Annotated in this window: 15 protein-coding genes and 4 tRNA genes; 5 read left to right on the forward strand and 14 right to left on the reverse strand. The window is 64.0% G+C overall.

Annotation, left to right across the window (positions count from 1 at the left end; all coding sequences use genetic code 11):
* Position 1: 1 nt before the first annotated feature.
* The 5 genes from ACAG21_RS04940 to ACAG21_RS04960 all read right to left on the reverse strand — a co-directional run bounded on the left by ACAG21_RS04940 (position 2) and on the right by ACAG21_RS04960 (position 5610).
* A complete protein-coding gene (locus ACAG21_RS04940) occupies positions 2-583 on the reverse strand; it encodes a DUF6262 family protein (RefSeq protein WP_081216275.1) in 582 nt (193 codons plus the stop codon).
* Positions 580-3069 carry a tyrosine-type recombinase/integrase gene (locus ACAG21_RS04945; RefSeq protein WP_155723712.1) on the reverse strand — a complete coding sequence of 830 codons (2490 nt, stop codon included), beginning with the start codon at positions 3067-3069 and terminating at the stop codon, positions 580-582. The genes ACAG21_RS04940 and ACAG21_RS04945 overlap by 4 nt, the downstream gene beginning before the upstream one ends.
* Positions 3066-4238, reverse strand: a complete 1173-nt coding sequence (locus ACAG21_RS04950; RefSeq protein WP_054585416.1) for a site-specific integrase — start codon at positions 4236-4238, stop codon at positions 3066-3068. Before ACAG21_RS04950 ends, ACAG21_RS04945 begins: the two co-directional genes overlap by 4 nt.
* A gap of 94 nt (positions 4239-4332) precedes the next feature.
* Positions 4333-5298, reverse strand: a complete 966-nt coding sequence (locus ACAG21_RS04955; RefSeq protein WP_370495042.1) for an IS481 family transposase — start codon at positions 5296-5298, stop codon at positions 4333-4335.
* Between the two features lie 236 nt (positions 5299-5534).
* Positions 5535-5610 (reverse strand) — tRNA-Lys (locus ACAG21_RS04960).
* A gap of 111 nt (positions 5611-5721) precedes the next feature.
* Here ACAG21_RS04960 and ACAG21_RS04965 point away from each other — a divergent pair.
* The 3 genes from ACAG21_RS04965 (at position 5722) to ACAG21_RS04975 (ending at position 6024) form a co-directional block, all read left to right on the forward strand.
* Positions 5722-5794 (forward strand) — tRNA-Glu (locus ACAG21_RS04965).
* A 48-nt stretch (positions 5795-5842) separates the two neighbouring features.
* A tRNA-Asp gene (locus ACAG21_RS04970) sits at positions 5843-5916 on the forward strand.
* A gap of 34 nt (positions 5917-5950) precedes the next feature.
* Positions 5951-6024 (forward strand) — tRNA-Phe (locus ACAG21_RS04975).
* 699 nt (positions 6025-6723) lie between these two features.
* On the opposite strand, the gene ACAG21_RS04980 is transcribed toward ACAG21_RS04975, so the two are convergent.
* Positions 6724-7275 carry a hypothetical protein gene (locus ACAG21_RS04980; RefSeq protein WP_370494865.1) on the reverse strand — a complete coding sequence of 184 codons (552 nt, stop codon included), beginning with the start codon at positions 7273-7275 and terminating at the stop codon, positions 6724-6726.
* A gap of 223 nt (positions 7276-7498) precedes the next feature.
* The gene (locus tag ACAG21_RS04985) at positions 7499-8257 is read right to left on the reverse strand and encodes a YfbU family protein (protein WP_370494866.1); all 759 of its coding nucleotides are present in this window, start codon (positions 8255-8257) and stop codon (positions 7499-7501) included.
* A 121-nt stretch (positions 8258-8378) separates the two neighbouring features.
* Here ACAG21_RS04985 and ACAG21_RS04990 point away from each other — a divergent pair, with 121 nt between their 5' ends.
* Positions 8379-9269, forward strand: a complete 891-nt coding sequence (locus tag ACAG21_RS04990) for a DUF4238 domain-containing protein (RefSeq protein WP_370494867.1) — start codon at positions 8379-8381, stop codon at positions 9267-9269.
* Positions 9270-9323: 54 nt separating this feature from the next.
* Here the strand turns inward: ACAG21_RS04990 and ACAG21_RS04995 are convergent, their stop codons facing one another.
* The 3 genes from ACAG21_RS04995 to ACAG21_RS05005 are packed head-to-tail and all read right to left on the reverse strand — an operon-like array spanning position 9324 to position 11788.
* A complete protein-coding gene (locus tag ACAG21_RS04995) occupies positions 9324-10526 on the reverse strand; it encodes a helix-turn-helix domain-containing protein (protein WP_370494868.1) in 1203 nt (400 codons plus the stop codon).
* A 24-nt stretch (positions 10527-10550) separates the two neighbouring features.
* Positions 10551-11204, reverse strand: a complete 654-nt coding sequence (locus ACAG21_RS05000) for a hypothetical protein (protein ID WP_370494869.1) — start codon at positions 11202-11204, stop codon at positions 10551-10553.
* A complete protein-coding gene (locus ACAG21_RS05005; RefSeq protein WP_370494870.1) occupies positions 11201-11788 on the reverse strand; it encodes a recombinase family protein in 588 nt (195 codons plus the stop codon). Before ACAG21_RS05005 ends, ACAG21_RS05000 begins: the two co-directional genes overlap by 4 nt.
* 186 nt (positions 11789-11974) lie before the next feature.
* On the opposite strand from ACAG21_RS05005, the gene ACAG21_RS05010 reads away from it, so the two are divergent.
* Positions 11975-12601: a TetR family transcriptional regulator gene (locus ACAG21_RS05010; RefSeq protein ID WP_370494871.1), complete on the forward strand. Its 627-nt coding sequence runs from the start codon at positions 11975-11977 to the stop codon at positions 12599-12601.
* 46 nt (positions 12602-12647) lie between these two features.
* Here ACAG21_RS05010 and ACAG21_RS05015 read toward each other — a convergent pair whose 3' ends face one another.
* The 4 genes from ACAG21_RS05015 to ACAG21_RS05030 form a co-directional block, all read right to left on the reverse strand.
* Positions 12648-14165, reverse strand: coding sequence for an ArnT family glycosyltransferase (locus tag ACAG21_RS05015; protein WP_370494872.1), 1518 nt, complete (start codon positions 14163-14165; stop codon positions 12648-12650).
* A gap of 149 nt (positions 14166-14314) precedes the next feature.
* Positions 14315-15391, reverse strand: coding sequence for a tyrosine-type recombinase/integrase (locus ACAG21_RS05020; protein WP_370494873.1), 1077 nt, complete (start codon positions 15389-15391; stop codon positions 14315-14317).
* Between the two features lie 61 nt (positions 15392-15452).
* Complete coding sequence (locus ACAG21_RS05025; RefSeq protein ID WP_370494874.1) at positions 15453-15665, reverse strand: helix-turn-helix transcriptional regulator; 213 nt, start codon at positions 15663-15665, stop codon at positions 15453-15455.
* The gene (locus ACAG21_RS05030) at positions 15655-16194 is read right to left on the reverse strand and encodes a helix-turn-helix domain-containing protein (protein WP_370494875.1); all 540 of its coding nucleotides are present in this window, start codon (positions 16192-16194) and stop codon (positions 15655-15657) included. Before ACAG21_RS05030 ends, ACAG21_RS05025 begins: the two co-directional genes overlap by 11 nt.
* Positions 16195-16236: the final 42 nt, after the last annotated feature.

Raw genomic sequence — 16236 nt, forward strand, 5'->3', positions numbered from 1 at the left:
CTTAACGTGCCACGGCGGTCTCGGGTCGTGCGGAGCCGGGTATCTCGTGCGCGGTGTTGAGACGAGTGATGAGTTCGCGGTTGGCGGCGCGGGCGGCGGCGAGGTCTTGGTCGCGTTCTTCGAGTTGCAGCCGTAGCTCGACGATTTGTTGTTCGAGTGTGACGATGCGTTGCTGAAGTTGGTCGATGTCGGTGGGGGCACCGAGTCCGCTTGCGCGCCAGGCTTGTTCGCCGAGCAGCTCAGATAAGCGGGTTTCGAGTTGTTGGGTGCGTGCGGCCATGCGGGTGCAGCGTTGTTGGGCGGCGAGCAGGTCAGCTTGCAGTGAGGCGCGAGTGACCGGCGGGCCGATTCCTGGTTTGTCTGGTGGCTGGGTTTCGGCGGTGTGAATGCGTTCGAGCAGGTCGCGGTGGCGGTAGAGGAAGGTGCGGTCGACTCCGGCGCTGCGAGCGATGCTGGTGACGCTGAGCTCGGCGCCGTCTTTGATGGCGGTGTCGAGCGCGGAAAGGACGCGCTGGCGGCGTCTGGTGGAGTCGGCTCGACGTCCGTCGATCATCGCGTCGACGGCAGGGGTGGTGGTGGTCATGGGGTCCTCTCCGGGCGCAGGTCGGGCAGGGGTTGGCGAGTGCGGGGTATGCCGAGCATGACGCTGCGGTGTCGGCGCACCACAGTGATGGCTCGTTGAAGTTGTTGTCGCTGTTCGGGTTCCAGTTCTTCGAGCCCGCTGCCGATCTGGTCGATCAGGCGACGGATGCGGCGGATCTCCTCACCCGACGGCATCGCCTCGGCGCGTGCCCAGTCATCGAGCTCGGTGGTGGCGAGCAGGCGTTCTCGGGTGCGCAGCAGGTCGTCGAGGTAGGCATGCAGATCGGGCAGGTAGGAGACGTCGGTGCGGAAGTGGTCGCAGCCAGCGCAGCGGAACCGAAACGGGCAGGAACCGCCCCCGGCCTTGACGTTGGACGGTTCGGCGCAGACACCGAACGGGACGGCGACCTCGCCGACGGCGCGGCGGGCGTGCTCGGAGTCCAATAATGCTTGGGCTTGCCGCCAGGTGCGGTTGCCGTGCCGGTCGAACTGCATCGCGGTGACACGGTCGACGGCCTCACGGCGGCGGGCTTCGCCGACTCGGTAATAGCCGCTGGTGGTTTCGAGTTTGCGATGCGACAGCAGCTCTCGCAGCACCTCGACGGGAACACCGGCGTCGGCGTGGCGTTGGGCGTAGCTGTGCCGGTAGGCGTAGAGCACGACCTTGGCTTTGTCGTATTCGACGCCGTCGGCGGTGTGCAGCACCGGCATGCGGTCGACCCAGGTGCGGTGGGCGAATGCGAGGCTGAAGGCGGTGATTGCGCGGCGCCCGCCGGGGTTGCGCCGGTCGGTGGGCAGCAGCTTGAGCTCGCCGACCGAAGTGTGCGGGTAGCGTGCCCGGACCCGTTGCTGCTGGGCGAGGATCACCTCAGCGGTCTGCTCGCCGATCGGCAGGCGCCGTGCGGGACGGTTGGCCTTGTGGTTGTCATAGATCAGCACGGGCTGCCCGCCGTCGTCTCGGGTCAGGCAGTCGAAGTCCAGCTCGCAGATCTCTTCGGGACGGCGGCCGGTGTCGATGGCCAACTCCACCGCGGTGCGCATCTCTGGTGAAGTCATTTCAGCCAGGTGGCTGCACAGTTGCCGCATGATTTCCTGCGGCAGGTCCCGGTTGGGTTCTGCCGGTTCGGGTTCGGCGGGCACGTCGGCCTGCCCAATCGCGAAGTCCTCGCCCAGTCCGGCGGCGATGCCGCCGGGGCGGGTCAGCCCCATCGCGCGGATGCGGGTGAGCACGCCACGAACCTCGCGGCAGGCCCGGATCCGGGCATCACCGCTGATTTGGCCGACCGATTCGAGGTAGGCCAGCCGGTGCAGGAACGCCTCCATGTCGGCTCGTCCCAACGCCGCCGGGTGGTCGCCGCGGTCATCGCGCATGCGCAGCGACTCCGACAACCGTGTCAGGCAGCCGATATAGTGACGCACCGCCAGGCCCGCGCTGGTGCGCCGCCCCGGCCGGACACGCCGTTTGGGCAGGTCGTCGGCGGCCCACCGTTTGGCCGTTTCCCGCAGCCAGGTCTGGCTGATACCGGTGAACGACACCGTACCGTGATGCCCAAACACCGTCAGATCCCACTCGTCTTGGGCGACTTCGGTTTCCGGGCTCGACAGGGCGCGGCGGGCATGACCGATCAGGCAGTTGGCCAGCCCGGTGAACTCCAGATCACGGTCATCGCCGGGGATGTAGTCGGCCAGCGAGCCCACCTGCCGCCTCCGGACGTCGTTGCAGAACGCCCGCAGCACGGCATCATCGGTCTTGACCGCGTTGATCCGGCAGCGCTGCTGCAAGCCCACCAGCAATTCGGCGACGACCAGCGGCGGCAGACCGCGCAGACTGACCTCACCGCCGCGACCGATCGCCGGCTCGGCGACTCGCCAGCGGATTTCATCCAGCTGTGGGTCGCGTGCGCGGGCGGTGCGCAGCCGTTGCTGGTGCGCGTCGCAGTAGAGCCCGTCGGGGTTGCGGCGCTGGCGGGTGCAGGCGGCCACCACGCACGGACCGCACGGCGCAAGGGGGCGGGTTTGCCGGTGGGCAAGAAACTCGTCGATATCGGCAACCGGCAAGGCGCGCAACTGTTCTGCATGTGTGCGGCACAACCCCGAGCTTGCTGATTCCCACTCGCGGCCACAACCGTCCACGACACAGGCATCCGGTCCACGCCCCGATCGTGGGCGATCGCGCGGTGGAAGCGAGGCGATCTCGTCGTCACCGAGTCCGTGTTCGGCAAGCCTACGGCGGCACGAGGCGCAGATCCGCGACGCAGCCTGTGCCGTTGTCGAACAGTCCGCCGCGCGGCAGACGGGCCGGCCCAGCAGCGGATGCTCCGGGGCAAACGACAGCACCCGCCGCGCCGGGTCCCATCCGGCCTCGGTGAGGAACGCGGGGTCGATCACCGTGGCGATCGCCGCAGTGTGCCGATCGATCCCCGGGTCGGCGAACACGTGCGCTCCGCCGGCGACGACCGCCCCCGCTTGCACCGCCTCGGCGCTCACCGGTCCATCCCGGCCAGTCCGCGGGGACTGGGGACCCGGTCGACGGCCTCACGCAGTCGGGCCGGGTCGGGATGCAGGTAGACCTGCGACGAACTCATCGACACATGCCCCATCAGGGTGGCGATCTCATCGAGGCCGGCACCGGCGTCGGCAAGGTTGCTGCCGAACGCGTGCCGCAGCCGATGCGGCGTCACATGCTCGATCCCGGCCCGCCGCGCACACGCGGCGATCAGTTCGTTGATCGCGTCTGGGCGCATCGGAGCACCGATCGGTTCGCGAAACAGGTTGACCAACAAGAAATCCGACTCAGCCGCCCGCGGCACTGCAAACCGCTCAAACTCGTAGACGTCGAACACCTGCACCAGCAGAAAATCCAGCGGCACCACCCGCTGGCGACGGGATTTGGCCCACGCCCCGTTCGGATTCTCCCGGCGCACCACATGCAGGTGCGCCCGCGGGATCTCACAGCCCAGCAGCCGCGAGTCGGTCAGCAGGTGCACATCCGAGCGCCGCAGGCCACACAACTCCCCGCGTCGCAGCCCGGCCCGCGCCATCAACAACACGATCAGCCGGTCCCGCGCCGACCGGCAGGCCCGCAGCAACGCCACGATCTCGGCGTCGCTGGCCCGGTCCACCGTTGCCTCCGGCTCATGCAACCGATGCCGCGCCCGCATCCGCCAGGTCATCCGATGTTCCTCACCGCGAGCCTGCGCGGGCAGGTCACGCTCGTCGGCCAGCTCATAGATCAGCGGCATCAGCTCGCCCGGCGCCTGCCCCGATGTCACCGCGTGGGCGACGAACCCCCGCACCGCGGTCAGCACACCGTTGATCCGCCGCGCCCCACGCGCCGGTTCCGTGCCCGGACCGGCCAGCACCTGCCCACCCACCACAACATCAGCGCCGCTGGCCTGCGGCCCCGCGTGACGCAGCCAGGTGATGAACAACCCCAGCGCCGCCACCCCGTCATGCCAGTGCCGGCCGGTGCGAACACACCAACGCAGGAACAACGCGAGGCCACCCGCATACGACCTAGTCGTCAACTCCGAGCCGTCACGACCGAATCGGACATGGCGCAAGAATGCGTCCGCCTCGTCGACCACCGCCAGATCCTCATCGAGCACCGTCCAGTACCGCACCCCGGACGGCAACCTCACCGGAAACGCCCGCATCCCGATCTCCTCTCGCAGCAGGCAGCTTTACCACTACCAGCCACGAGCACCACAGCCCGGGAGATCTGTTGCAGAACCGACCCGTGTCGCCGGTCTATGCAACGTCACACAACAGGTCGGCTAACCCCAGAAAATGCCGGTGGTGATTGTAGGTATGAAGCCAGGCCGGCAGGGCTTGTCGTCGGGCTAGTTCGTTGGGGTAGTGGCGTGCGAAGGCCCATTCTTGTGCCATGGTGCGGTTGAATCGCTCGACCTTGCCGTTGGTCTGCGGGCGGTAGGGCCGGGTCCGCTTGTGCTCGATCTGCAGGTCAGCGCAGGCATCGCGCCATGCGTGAGATTTGTAGCAGGGACCGTTGTCAGTGATGACGCGTTCGGTGGTGACCCCGCGCGCCTTGAACCAACCTGCTGCCCGACGCAGGACGCCGATGGCGGTCTGGGCCGTTTCGTTGTCGTGAATTTCGACGTAAGCCACCCGGGAGTGGTCGTCGAGGATGGTGTGCACGAAGGCATGCCCCATGACCGGTTGATATCGACCATTGCGGGCGGCGCCGGGGGTCTTAGTCCGGTTCTTGATGCCCTGAGCGCGCCCGACAAAGCGCCACCCGCCGCCCATGGGAATGTTGCCGAGCTTTTTGACGTCGACATGCATCAGCGAACCCGGACGATCGTGCTCGTAGCGCCTAATGGGCTCGCCGGTACGAATATCGATGTGCGACAGACGATTCAGTCGACACCGTACTAAAACTGCGTGCACCGTGGAGGCCGACATCGATAGCCGGGACGCGATCGCTAACGGTGAGAGTCGATGCCGCCACCGAAGGTGCACAATCTTGCGCACCACTACCGTGGACGTGCGATTGGGGCTGTGGTGCGGGCGGCTGGACCGATCGGCCATCCCCTGTGGGCCCATCGCCGCATACCGCGAGGCCCACCGCTTAGCGGTCGGCCACGACACGTGGAAGTGCTCAGCGGCCCGAACGATGGGCCAGCCCTCCTCGACGACACGACGGGCCAGCAGCAGGCGCCCTCGAGGAGTCATAACAGCATTAACGTGGACCATGAAGGCCTCCTGATCGTTGCGGTGAAGTGGTAGCAGCTCCACTCCACGACAGGGGGCCTTCGCCCATCAACGACCGCTACAGCGTGTCGTCACACTTGCCCAACCAACCTCCCTGGGCAGTACATCTAGGGAGTGTCAAGGATCAGCCGAAGTAACTGTCAACCATCAGCCGAAACACTGTCAGCCATCACCCGAAACCGGAATGTCAAGCATCAACCGAGGTAACACACGCGTTGTGGTGCCCCCACTAGGACTCGAACCTAGGACCTGCGGATTAAAAGTCCGTAGCTCTACCAACTGAGCTATAGGGGCGGCGAACGTTCAGGATACTTGGGCTCCAAACGCGGCTCGAACGGCGCTCGTTTGAGGATTGGGCCTGCGGTGACCTAAGCTGGTGCGGCTCCCAACGGTAGTTGGACTTTGGCCCCCATCGTCTAGTGGCCTAGGACGCCGCCCTTTCACGGCGGTAGCACGGGTTCGAATCCCGTTGGGGGTACGCGCAACGGCGGTAACGTCGGAGCGAGCAGGACAAGTACGAAAGCAAGGCCCTGTGGCGCAGTTGGTTAGCGCGCCGCCCTGTCACGGCGGAGGTCGCGGGTTCGAGTCCCGTCAGGGTCGCCCATAAGGCGAGGCACGTTATCGGTGCCTTCCGGGCCAGGTAGCTCAGTTGGTACGAGCGTCCGCCTGAAAAGCGGAAGGTCGCCGGTTCGATCCCGGCCCTGGCCACTCAAAGGTCGCGCAGTTCAAAGGACTTCGCTCCCCGCCTCGCCATAATTCCGAGCTGGTCTGCGGCGCGCTTATAGGGCCAAAATAGGGCCAAATTTGGCGGCGCTGGATGATCCGTCGAGAAGCGACCCGTGGTTTGGCGCTATCGCCGGAGCTGCAGTTGACGCTCGTGCTGGTTGAGTGCCCGTGTCAGGTCAGCAGGTACAGAAACTAGGCGTTAAGACTGATGCCACAGTGGCTCCGGCTTTGCTCGGGATCGCCTCGCGCGTCGGACTCCCACCCGGGAAGATCAACCAGCAGGTTATGGATCTCGGCGGAGATGTTCTCATAACCGCTGATCAGACGCCCAACCCTCCAACGCCGCGGCGCAGCAGACCCCAAGCAGCGACCAGGTCGCGGCCGCGACCTCATTCGGATTGTGGGTGGGGCTGACCGGCGAAGGCACTCCACGAGACCGCACCCTCGGCTGCGAGATAACGCTGTGGCAGCCCCGCCTGCAGAACGCTTTGTGCGTCACGCGCCGCCGCAAAATACCGAAAAACCCTTAAATACGCGAGCCACAGGCCTCGTCGTCCGGCGAGTAATCCTGCGGCTCACTTCCAAACCCACCTCGATGGGCTGGCTACACGTGCGAGTCTACGGCCAGAACTGCGTGTCCGCAACGAGCGTTGCATGTTGCAGCTTTCTTCGTCCCGCAGGTCAGATGGTGTGGAGCTCGACTGCACTTCCAAGTTTGTCGAGATAGGTCCGATTGCCGATTCTGGCCTGGACCACGGCCCCGCAGACGATGTCGGAAGCCCACAGCGCCGGTTCGTTACGGCCGATGGAATGCTCAATCCGGACCGTCGACTGGATAACCCGCCTCGACCTCAGTTTTTGCATCGTATCTAGGTCGCTGGCATCAAGCTGGCCACGGGATTCGAAGGTGATCGTCGAGCACGGCATGAGCGCCAGGTGCGGCAGGAGGAACTCCATGCACTTTCGGCGATGGCGCCGGTCATCGGCGTCTTTGTCGACGTGAACGACGACGAATCCAGTGACCGGCAGCTCGGCTACGGTGGCCACGAGCTCGGCGCGGCGCTCGGGACTGCTGCCATGCCAATGTAATTTCGCCTCACCGATGCGAAGGCCTTCGAGGGTTTTGCGAACTTCGGGGACATCGTCGTCATCACACAGCGTCGCAGCCAGCAGGTACGCACCGGGATCGAGGTCTGGTCGCGATCCGGACTCGTCCGCCCACGCGGTCAGCATGCGAAACCCTTGGTCAGAGTCCCGTACGGGACGACTGCGGCGCACATCCGGATCAGATCCTTTCCTGCGGGCCTCGGAACCCGGTCATTAATTCTTGGATGGGTGCACCGAGGTTTACAGGGCAGGGATGCAACGGCCTGGCCGCAGATGGCGCGGGTCGGGTCGATGCGGCGGGGCAATGAGGAACCGCGTGGAGGTGTCAGAGCTCACAAGCAGGTCCGCGCTACCCGTGGCGTGAAGAGTGGGCTCGGGCGGCGGCGATCTGCTCCAGCTCTTCCACTGATAGTAAGTAGTGCTCCGGGTCGAACCCTGGGCTTCGGGTGTCCATGATGCGCCGATGCTCGGCGAGCATCCGCATGTAGGTGTCCAGAACCCGGTAGTGAGAATTCCCGTCGTCGCGACGTCGGACCTGCGGTTGCAGCTCGGCCCACCGGCCGTCGCTCATCAAGTGCTTCACGTAGCTGGCCATGTGACCTTCGAGGCCGTCGTTGTAGTCGAAACCTCGAAACTCCAGCTGGCGACGAAGTTCCTCGCTGACGGTGACCCCTTCCTTTTCTAGCCGTTCGACGCTGTAGGTGATCACCCGAAACATCTGGAGGGTGTCCAGCACGCGGTCACAGTCCCGCTTCGACAGCTCCGTACTAAATCCGGCGACTTCCCGCCAGTACTCGCCGGTGAACCCTGCCTCGATCACCCGCGCCCGCTGTAGGTGGTACTTGGCATCGCTGTCCTCATCGTCATCCTCGGGCAGCACGCGCGCGAGGATGCGATGAAGTAGCGAGAGCACCTGCCGATCAGTGATCCGCATGGTTTCTGGCGCCGGCTCGTCGCCGTGCCGTTCCAGCCGTTCGTCGTAGACCGGGATGATTGCCGCCATGACCAGATCGCGCACGTACTCACTGATGGTGACGCCCTCGGCATCGGCGATCTCTTTAAGCTGATCGCGGATCCGGTCTTCCACCCGGATGTTCAAGACGGCCATACCGCCTCCTTCGTATGACCTGTATGACTAAATCATAGCAGCGTCATACGCGACGACAGCTGAGCCGGGTTTGTGTGGCGGCTTTCGGGGACCGTCGTCGTCCTTCACTATCCTCGCGACAATGGCGCAGATATCGCGGAGCCATCACACGGTGCCCCGTTTCTACCTCGATGGGTTCGCGGACGAGAAGGGCTTCGTCCAGGTCGTTCGCCTTCCCGGTGACATCCGATATCCCCAATCTGTGCAGAAGGTTTCAGTCATCAACGACTTCTACAACGTTGGTACCGGCCCCGACCGCGACGCGGTCGAAAAGTTGATCGGCGACGAGATCGAAGCTCCCGCCGCGGAAATTCTCCGCAAGGTCCTCACGCAAGGCCTGTGGCCACTCGACAGCGAAGCCCGTGCAATTTTCGCGACCTTCATGGCCGTCCAGCACTTGCGCGGCATCAGGGCACGGCGTTCGCTTACTGAAATCGTCGACGCGGCATCGAAGCTCGTCGGCGGCAAAGACGGTCTCCCCACCGAACCGGCCGCGCGTGTTGAGGCGCTGAAGTCTATCCACATTCAGTCCATGCTCGACATCGAAAACACGGCACCATATATTTTCGGCCGCGTATGGACGTTAGCGCGTCTAAAAGACATGAAGCTGCTGTGCTGCGACACTCCGATCAGCCTCGTCCGGCACAAGCACCTACCCAACTACGCCCCCGTTGGGATGGCCACAGCGTGGTTCATCGTCATGCCCTTATCACGGACAACCGGACTGCTGATGTCCGAACCACCCCCGGGAGACGAACACGTCGAGCACGTGAGTGCCGGCCAATACGACGGCGTCATCGATGAATTCCCCGACGAAGCCGCGCTCGGCGACCTGTTCAACAAGAGGACAGTCCGCAACGCCAGGCAGTGCATCTACCACCATCCTGGCGACGCGAACCTCGTCCCAAATGATCTGCCGGAGCCGAACCCACAGGAGATCGCCACGGTCACAGGGAACCACGACGACCAATAGCGGGCCGCGCATAGCCATCTGACTCGAATCCGATGAACTTCGGGGCTCGGCTCCTCAAATCTCTTGTGCAAAGCGCTTTTGCCAGGCCGGGTAGCTGCCGAGGCTGCGCAGCAGCGGAGCCGTGAGTGCTGCGACCACCTGGTCTGGGTTTTCGTCAAGGTCAGTGAGTGAGGCCTCGGTGGCGCGCTCGTAGATGTCTTCTGTGTAGATCGGTCCTTTATCACCGAAGTTCCGGTCGGCGATGATCCATGACGTCGAGCCGCGCAGGCCGTTCATCGAGAGGGCGAACCGCCAGCTACCGGTGTAACCCCAGCGGTGTGACACCGCAGCGGCAAGGCGGGCCAGCAAGCTGGCGTGCCCAATGATCAACATCTCCAAGACGACGGTGGCATCAGGTGGGGGCGGGGATATGTGTGTGAATGAGCGTGTGGTCACGGCGCGCTCTGATGCCAGAACGAGCCGGCCGGACTCGTAGAGCACGATCTCGGCCGCGGAGTCCCTGCCGGCGAAGCGCTGCCCGTCGTACATGCCGGTGGTCAACGCCACGCCACCAGGGCGGCGAGCGAAACCACCCGCCTGAGCCAGAGTGGGCGCGTATTTGTGATGTTCAGGGCCTGTGACTAAGTGGACGAGCTGGAGTACTGGCTCTTCCCACTGTGATGCTTCGGTGAGGGAGACGAGCATGTCTTCCCGCGCGCCGAGCGGATCGGCCAGCACAACCAGCAGAGGCGCATCGTCACCGACGAGCTCGGTACGGATCGTGCGGGCCTCAGCTCGCAGATCGCGGCGGTCCGCCAAGCGGCGGTCGAGGAGTCGCACGACCTCGGTGTTGGGTAGTACGCGGTTGGTTTTGTCGCCGCGGCCGTAATAGCGGCCATCGGCCATGTGTGGCGCTCGGAATGACTGCGGAACGTGGACCACGACGTACCCGTGGCCGGTCTTGGTTGTCGAGTCGATGACGGTAGTGCGGACCTGCACTGCCTCGTCGACCCTCATCCGCGCTACCTGCTCGATGCGCTCAGCGAGCCCCTCAAGCGGTACCGGCCAAAGGCTAGGCGGCGAGGTGTCTTCATCGACACCGATCAGGATCGTTCCGCCATCGAGGGAGAAGGCGGCGATGTCTTTCGCCAGATCCTTGTTGGCTGCGGTGCCCGACCCCAGCTCCCTCTTGAGATCCAGCGAATGACTTTCCTCCAGGAGGCCATTTTGGGCTAGGTGTTCCAGGTCTTCCTCGGTCCGGGGGTCTACCGAATTCATGAGGACTCCTTGCGCGCTACTGGGTTACCGGCTACGGCTGCTGAGGAGGTCGCGCAGTCGCTTGGCGCCCCGATCGGACACCGATGGGGACGACAGCACGTAGGCAGCGGCTTGATCCGGGGTGAGCCGCCCGGCTCGGACGTGGTCGCTCAAATAGCGCCTAGCCTGGGCTTTTTCGTCGGGGCCAGTCCATCCATTCCGGCCGCCGTAGAATACCGCCGAGTCGAGGGCGGCGCGCACGTCATTAGGGATTCGCGACTCGGCGGGCCGCCCGGTCAGAAGATTGATAGCCCCGGCGTTGGCCGCCCATTCCGCTACGGGCAGCTGCGAACCCTCGACGATCACCAGGGAGTAACCGCGGGCGAGGTCCATCGCCAACTGCAAAGATGTTTCCGTCGGCGCGAAGGCGAGCACTGGCCCGCGGTCGTGCCGCGTTCGGCTTTTCGGGGTGGCATGCCCACCCGCTCGGATAATTTCGTCGAGGTCGGCATACCCCCAACTAGCAGCGTTGAGCGCGTTACTCACCAGCAGCGGTGGCACTCCCTCCGCTTCACTTCGCCTCCAAACCCATTGCGCCGCAGGACAAATAGCGTTCTCCCACGATCGCTGCGGATCGTCATCGGGGACCCATGCCGCGGCGCGCAGACGAGTCGAGGGGTGCAGATCCTCGATATTCATGACACGACTCCGGGTTGCGAACCGAGTTTGGCCAGATAGCGGTAGGCCGTTGCCCTGCTCACCCCGAACGCCTGAGCAAGTTCGTGAATAGGTTCACCCGTTCCGGCAAGGCGGCGCAGCTGTTCTTGACGCTCAGGGGTCAGCTTGGCGGGTTTCGTGACCGGCAGTCGGCGTGCGCGGCGGGAGGCGCGCGAGGCGGCCCGCCGCTCGCGGCCGAGCTCGAGCTCGAGTTCGGCCAACGTCGCCATGATGGTGGCCACCGCGCGACCTGTCGGTGTGCCCGTGTCCACCCCTTCACGTAAAGCGCGCAACAGAATTCGGCGCTTACCAAGATCGTCGATGGTGCGGGTTACTTCCGCGACGGATCGGCCCAGCCGGTCGATAGCGATTACCACCACGGTGTCGCCTTCCCGGGCGTAGTGCAGCATGGCGCCCAGGCCCGGCCGATCGGTGTTGACCGCGCCGGAAAGCTTGTCGGTGAACACGTGACCAGATTCGACACCCTCGGCAGTCAGCGCGGCGAGCTGCGCATCGAGATCCTGACCAACGGTGCTGACTCGCGCGTATCCGAGAACCGCTGTCACAGCACTACCGTCTCATTCCCCTCCGACATCGAGGATGGGAGACACGCGGTGTGAGACAATAAATGAGACAGGTCCACCAGCGGATATGCGGTGGGGGAGTGGCGGCCCGAGGCTGTCTCTTTTCTCTACAAACGAGACAAGCGCGTTCGTGTAACCAGCGTTAGTGAAGCATTGTTACACTAAGGGGTGCCCCGCCCAGTTGATCACGCGAAGCGTCAGGACCTTGTTGACGCCGCCAGTGTTGTCCTGGCGCGCACAGGGGTGATCGATACGTCGCTGCGGTCGCTGGCCGCCGAGCTGGGAACCAGCGCTCGCATGCTGGTGTATTACTTCGGCAGCAAGGAGCAACTGATTCTTGAGGTGCTGAATCGTCAGCAGCGTGCCGCGATTCCGGAGCCTGAAGAGGTCGAGCTTCCGGTGTCGCTTGTGGCACACCGCAGTTGGTGCTTTGAGGACTGGCATGCCTGCACGCGGGGTGATCGCAGCGACACCTTGCGCATCGTCCTGCAAGTTTTCGGTGCGGCCTGTGGTCGAGACAGCGCCTACCGGGCCTACACCTGGAGCACATTGTCGCTGCTGACGCGTAACTCACAAGCCCGACTGGAGGCGTTAGGGTTTCCGGCCTACGTCGCGGAAACCCGTTCACGGATCGCGCTGGCGGCCTTTCAAGGCTTCATCATCGAGTACTTCACCGCAGATGACCCCAGCTACGTCGATAACAGTTTCGCCCGCTTTATCGACGAATTCCTTCTAGCGCCATGGACACCCGTCGATCAGCCAGCTTTCCGCGAGGAACTGCCCGCTGGTCACTGACTCGCCGCGCTTCGCGTCTATCTCGAGTGCTCCTGCCCAGCCCCTGCTAGAGGTTCATCATTTTCGGCCATAGCGAGGACCACGGCTGCCGGGGATGGGTGCATGTCCAGATGGTGATGTCCCGTGTGACCAGGGGCATGCCGAGCCGAACGTCCAACGTCGACGCCGGCACCACGGAGGTGAACCACTTCTGCAAGTCCTGTGCGCTGCTACCGACCCAGATGACGGTCTGGGCGGTCTCCGGTGGAGTGCCGAAATAACCGAATCCGCGCTTGGGGCTGTAAACCGCGGGAAGGCCCGCAGCTGTCCGGTCATAATCGAGCGCGCTGGCTTGGATGTAGCGTTCCGTCACGACGACCGCCGTGCGACGCTGTTCAGGCGGCAGCCGCTGGTACACGCTGGCCACCGCTACTGTCAGTTGCGGCCAGCCGAACTCGCCGTACGCCTGACCATTGACACCAGCGGCGAAATCGGCGGCAGGTGTCAACTGCGAAGCAGATCGCCACGGCGTCTGCCACACCACGAACGTCACGACCGACACCACAACACCGCCCGCGACGGCAACAGCGCCGAGCCGGGTGCGCACCGCCGGGGCCAATTCCACGGCTCCCGCGGCCATCACCGCCACGTACAAGCCGCCGCCGTACTCGGTGCGCCCACCAACAACCGCAAAAATGATCACCATCAGCAGAAACGCCAAGCCGACAAATCGGTAAGGCCGTAGCCGCGGAGATCGCCAAAGCCGCCACCCCCCGTACACCAGCAAAACGGCGCCAAACGGGCCGCACATTTCGGCCACCCGGGGCAGAAAGGTGAGCAGGCCGCCCGCCAAGCCAGTGGTCTGCCCCCGCACGACAGCACCCATCCCGACTTGCGGCCAACCATGTTTGGCCTGCCACACCAGCATCGGCACCGCACTCACCACCACGAGCACGGCACCGCCCCACAGTGCTGGTCGGCGCAGCAGTTCCCGTGGTCCGAGGCATCCGGCCGCAACGAGAATCACGACCCAAAACACCGGGACAAGCCACTTCACTTCCAGTGCCGCGACCGTCACCAGTGCGGCCCCGAGCAGCAGCGCATCGCGCCGAGTCCGCGCCCAGCGGACGATCAGCCACGCCAACACCACCCATAACGCGGTATCAACACCGTTGGTCGTCAACCGCTGGTTCTGACCCAGCGCGCACACCGACGTCGCGCACGCCACCGCGGCGAGCACCTGCGCGACCCGCCCGCCACCCAGTTCACGCGCGATTGCGGCCCCGAACACGACAACCACCACCGCGGCGATGATCGCGGGAATCCGCAGCGTCGCAAACGATCCCGGAAGCAGCCAATCCATACCGCGTGCCAGCAGCGGCACCAACGGACCCTGATCAACGTAGCTCCACGCCAGTCGCTTGCCGGCAGCGATGAAGTACAACTCGTCGTAGTAATAGCCGTAGCGGCAAGCAGACAAAGCCGCCACAGTCCCGGCTATCACCGCTACGGTGGCGACTTCCCACGTTGCGATCGGCGGGCAGGCGTCAACGCGTTCGTCCTGGGCGATCATTTCCTCGGCCACGGCATAACTGTAACGGGTGCTTCACTAATGATCCACGCCCCGTATGTGTCGAGCTGAATTAAGCGTCACCGAGCTCGAAGTCCTCGCGGCAAAGCTCCGCCGTGAGACTCTCAATGACGATGTCAAGGTGCGGCGTGAGCCCGGGTAATTCAAGAACCAGCGTCCAGCGCGTCCAATGCCGACGCGACTTCGTCGAGCTCATCGTCGTAGAGATCCGCATACACGTGTGCTGTGACTGTGATCGACGCGTGCCCCATCGTCTTCTGCAGCAGTCGAAGGTCAGCGCCGGCGCGGCGAGCCAGTGACGCGTAGGTGTGGCGGAGATCGTGCACGCGCAAAGTGGGGCGTCCGATGCCGGCGATCGCGGTACTCCACTTCACCGAGCGTTTCCAGTTCTCAAGTCCGAGCCGCGAACCCATCGGTGAGGTGATCGCCGGTTGACCGGGCGCCCGCTTGGCCAGCCGCGCCGTCAGGATAGGCAGCAGTCTGTTGGGGATGGGTACCGATCGACGACCGGAAGCGGACTTGGTATTCCCCTCGACCAGCTTTCCGCCGACCTGGGTGATAGACCGACGAACCCGAATCCGGCGAGCCGCGAGATCGACGTCCTCGACATTAAGACCGGTGAGCTCACCGAAGCGCAGTCCTGTGTAGGCCAGGATCGACACGATGTCGCCCTGCCTTCCGCAGGACAACGTCAACGCGGCGACTTCGGCAGAAGTCAGATAGGTGTGCGTGGTGGCGCGCAGAGGTGGAAATTTGGTGCGGGTAGCCGGGTTTCGGCTCAAGAGCTGCCCGTTGTCAATCGCGTGATCCAAGCACATCTTCAGAACCGAGTGAACCCAACGCACGGTCCGCGGGCTCAACCCGTCGCTCACCAACCGGTTGACCCAACTTTGGATCGATGCGTGATCAATCTTCGAGATCGACCAACCGCCGAACTGCGGTTCGACCCGCAGCCGCCAGTTGTCCTCATACCCGCGCCGAACCTTTGGACTCAAATCAATTCGTGAGGAAATCCACGACGTGTAGACCGACGCCAGGGTGACGCGGCCCGCGTGGGGATCGACAACATCGCCCGAGGAGGTGCGAGTGATTACGCCTGCTTCGAAGACCCGAGCCTCACGCTCGGTCTTGAAAGTTTTGCGGCGCTTGGTCCGATCGGGCAATCGCCACTCGACATCGAACCGCGGCCCGTCGCCGGTATCACGACGTTTGATGGCCATTACTGTGCTCCTGGCTCAGGGATCCTGCACGTCTAGATTGACACCGCCCACCGACAGAAATTCAACGTCGGCATGAGGCGATCCACTGCCGTACATCATCGACGTGCCACCGTCTGGTACGTGGACCCAGCCGCATATGGCGGGGCCCCGGTGTCTCGACACCACGCTCACGCTTGGCAGCCCAGTCATGCAGCGTCGATATGGGCACCCCGGTGATCTCATGAACTTGTTCGGCAGTGAGTAGCTCACGCCCACTTGCTAGTTCAATCGTCATGGCTACTCACCGTCATCTCTGCTATTCGCAAGTAAGGGCCGGGCTCCGTCGCAACGCCTGGGCTCTGACGATCGAGAAGCGCCTGCTCCCACTCAATGAGGCGATCCAACGGATAGCGGCAGTGGCGGCCGATTAACGCGTACGGCGGCCCGTAACCCGCCCGACCCCATTCCGCGACGGTCTTCACCGGTATTTGGAAGCGCTGAGCTACTTGCTCACGAGTGAGCCAAACTTTTGGGACATCGGTATCCATCGACCTACCTTTGAACCGCCCCGAATGGGCCATAGATTGAGCGTAAGCGCGCTCAGGTGCTCTAGATGCACAAATTTTTCGTGGTGCGCGGAGCACTCGGGTCGCCGGCACTGCGGCAGGACTTGCTCTTTCCCATCTCATCTCTCGCCCTCTGCTTCCCAGTTCCCATCGATACCCACCGCACCCCAGAACATCCCCACATGTACCTATCGACAACCAAACCATCTCAGCCCCTTTCTGTTTCACGAACACAACACTCAAAACATGTTGGCACATTTGCACTAAGGTGCGAGAATGGTTGTGGCGCAGTAAGCGTCG

The sequence above is a fragment of the Mycobacterium sp. pR1184 genome (genome assembly GCF_041287235.1).
GTDB lineage: Bacteria > Actinomycetota > Actinomycetes > Mycobacteriales > Mycobacteriaceae > Mycobacterium.

Coding starts and splice junctions, on each gene's coding strand:
- ACAG21_RS05030 (WP_370494875.1), bottom strand. CDS start 16,194: ATGTGCCAACATGTTTTGAGTGTTGTGTTCGTGAAACAGAAAGGGGCT.
- ACAG21_RS04995 (WP_370494868.1), bottom strand. CDS start 10,526: ATGAATTCGGTAGACCCCCGGACCGAGGAAGACCTGGAACACCTAGCC.
- ACAG21_RS04980 (WP_370494865.1), bottom strand. CDS start 7,275: ATGCTGACCGCGTGGGCGGACGAGTCCGGATCGCGACCAGACCTCGAT.
- ACAG21_RS05025 (WP_370494874.1), bottom strand. CDS start 15,665: ATGACGATTGAACTAGCAAGTGGGCGTGAGCTACTCACTGCCGAACAA.
- ACAG21_RS04990 (WP_370494867.1), top strand. CDS start 8,379: ATGGCGCAGATATCGCGGAGCCATCACACGGTGCCCCGTTTCTACCTC.
- ACAG21_RS04985 (WP_370494866.1), bottom strand. CDS start 8,257: ATGGCCGTCTTGAACATCCGGGTGGAAGACCGGATCCGCGATCAGCTT.
- ACAG21_RS05020 (WP_370494873.1), bottom strand. CDS start 15,391: ATGGCCATCAAACGTCGTGATACCGGCGACGGGCCGCGGTTCGATGTC.
- ACAG21_RS04950 (WP_054585416.1), bottom strand. CDS start 4,238: ATGCGGGCGTTTCCGGTGAGGTTGCCGTCCGGGGTGCGGTACTGGACG.
- ACAG21_RS04940 (WP_081216275.1), bottom strand. CDS start 583: ATGACCACCACCACCCCTGCCGTCGACGCGATGATCGACGGACGTCGA.
- ACAG21_RS05000 (WP_370494869.1), bottom strand. CDS start 11,204: ATGAATATCGAGGATCTGCACCCCTCGACTCGTCTGCGCGCCGCGGCA.
- ACAG21_RS04955 (WP_370495042.1), bottom strand. CDS start 5,298: ATGGTCCACGTTAATGCTGTTATGACTCCTCGAGGGCGCCTGCTGCTG.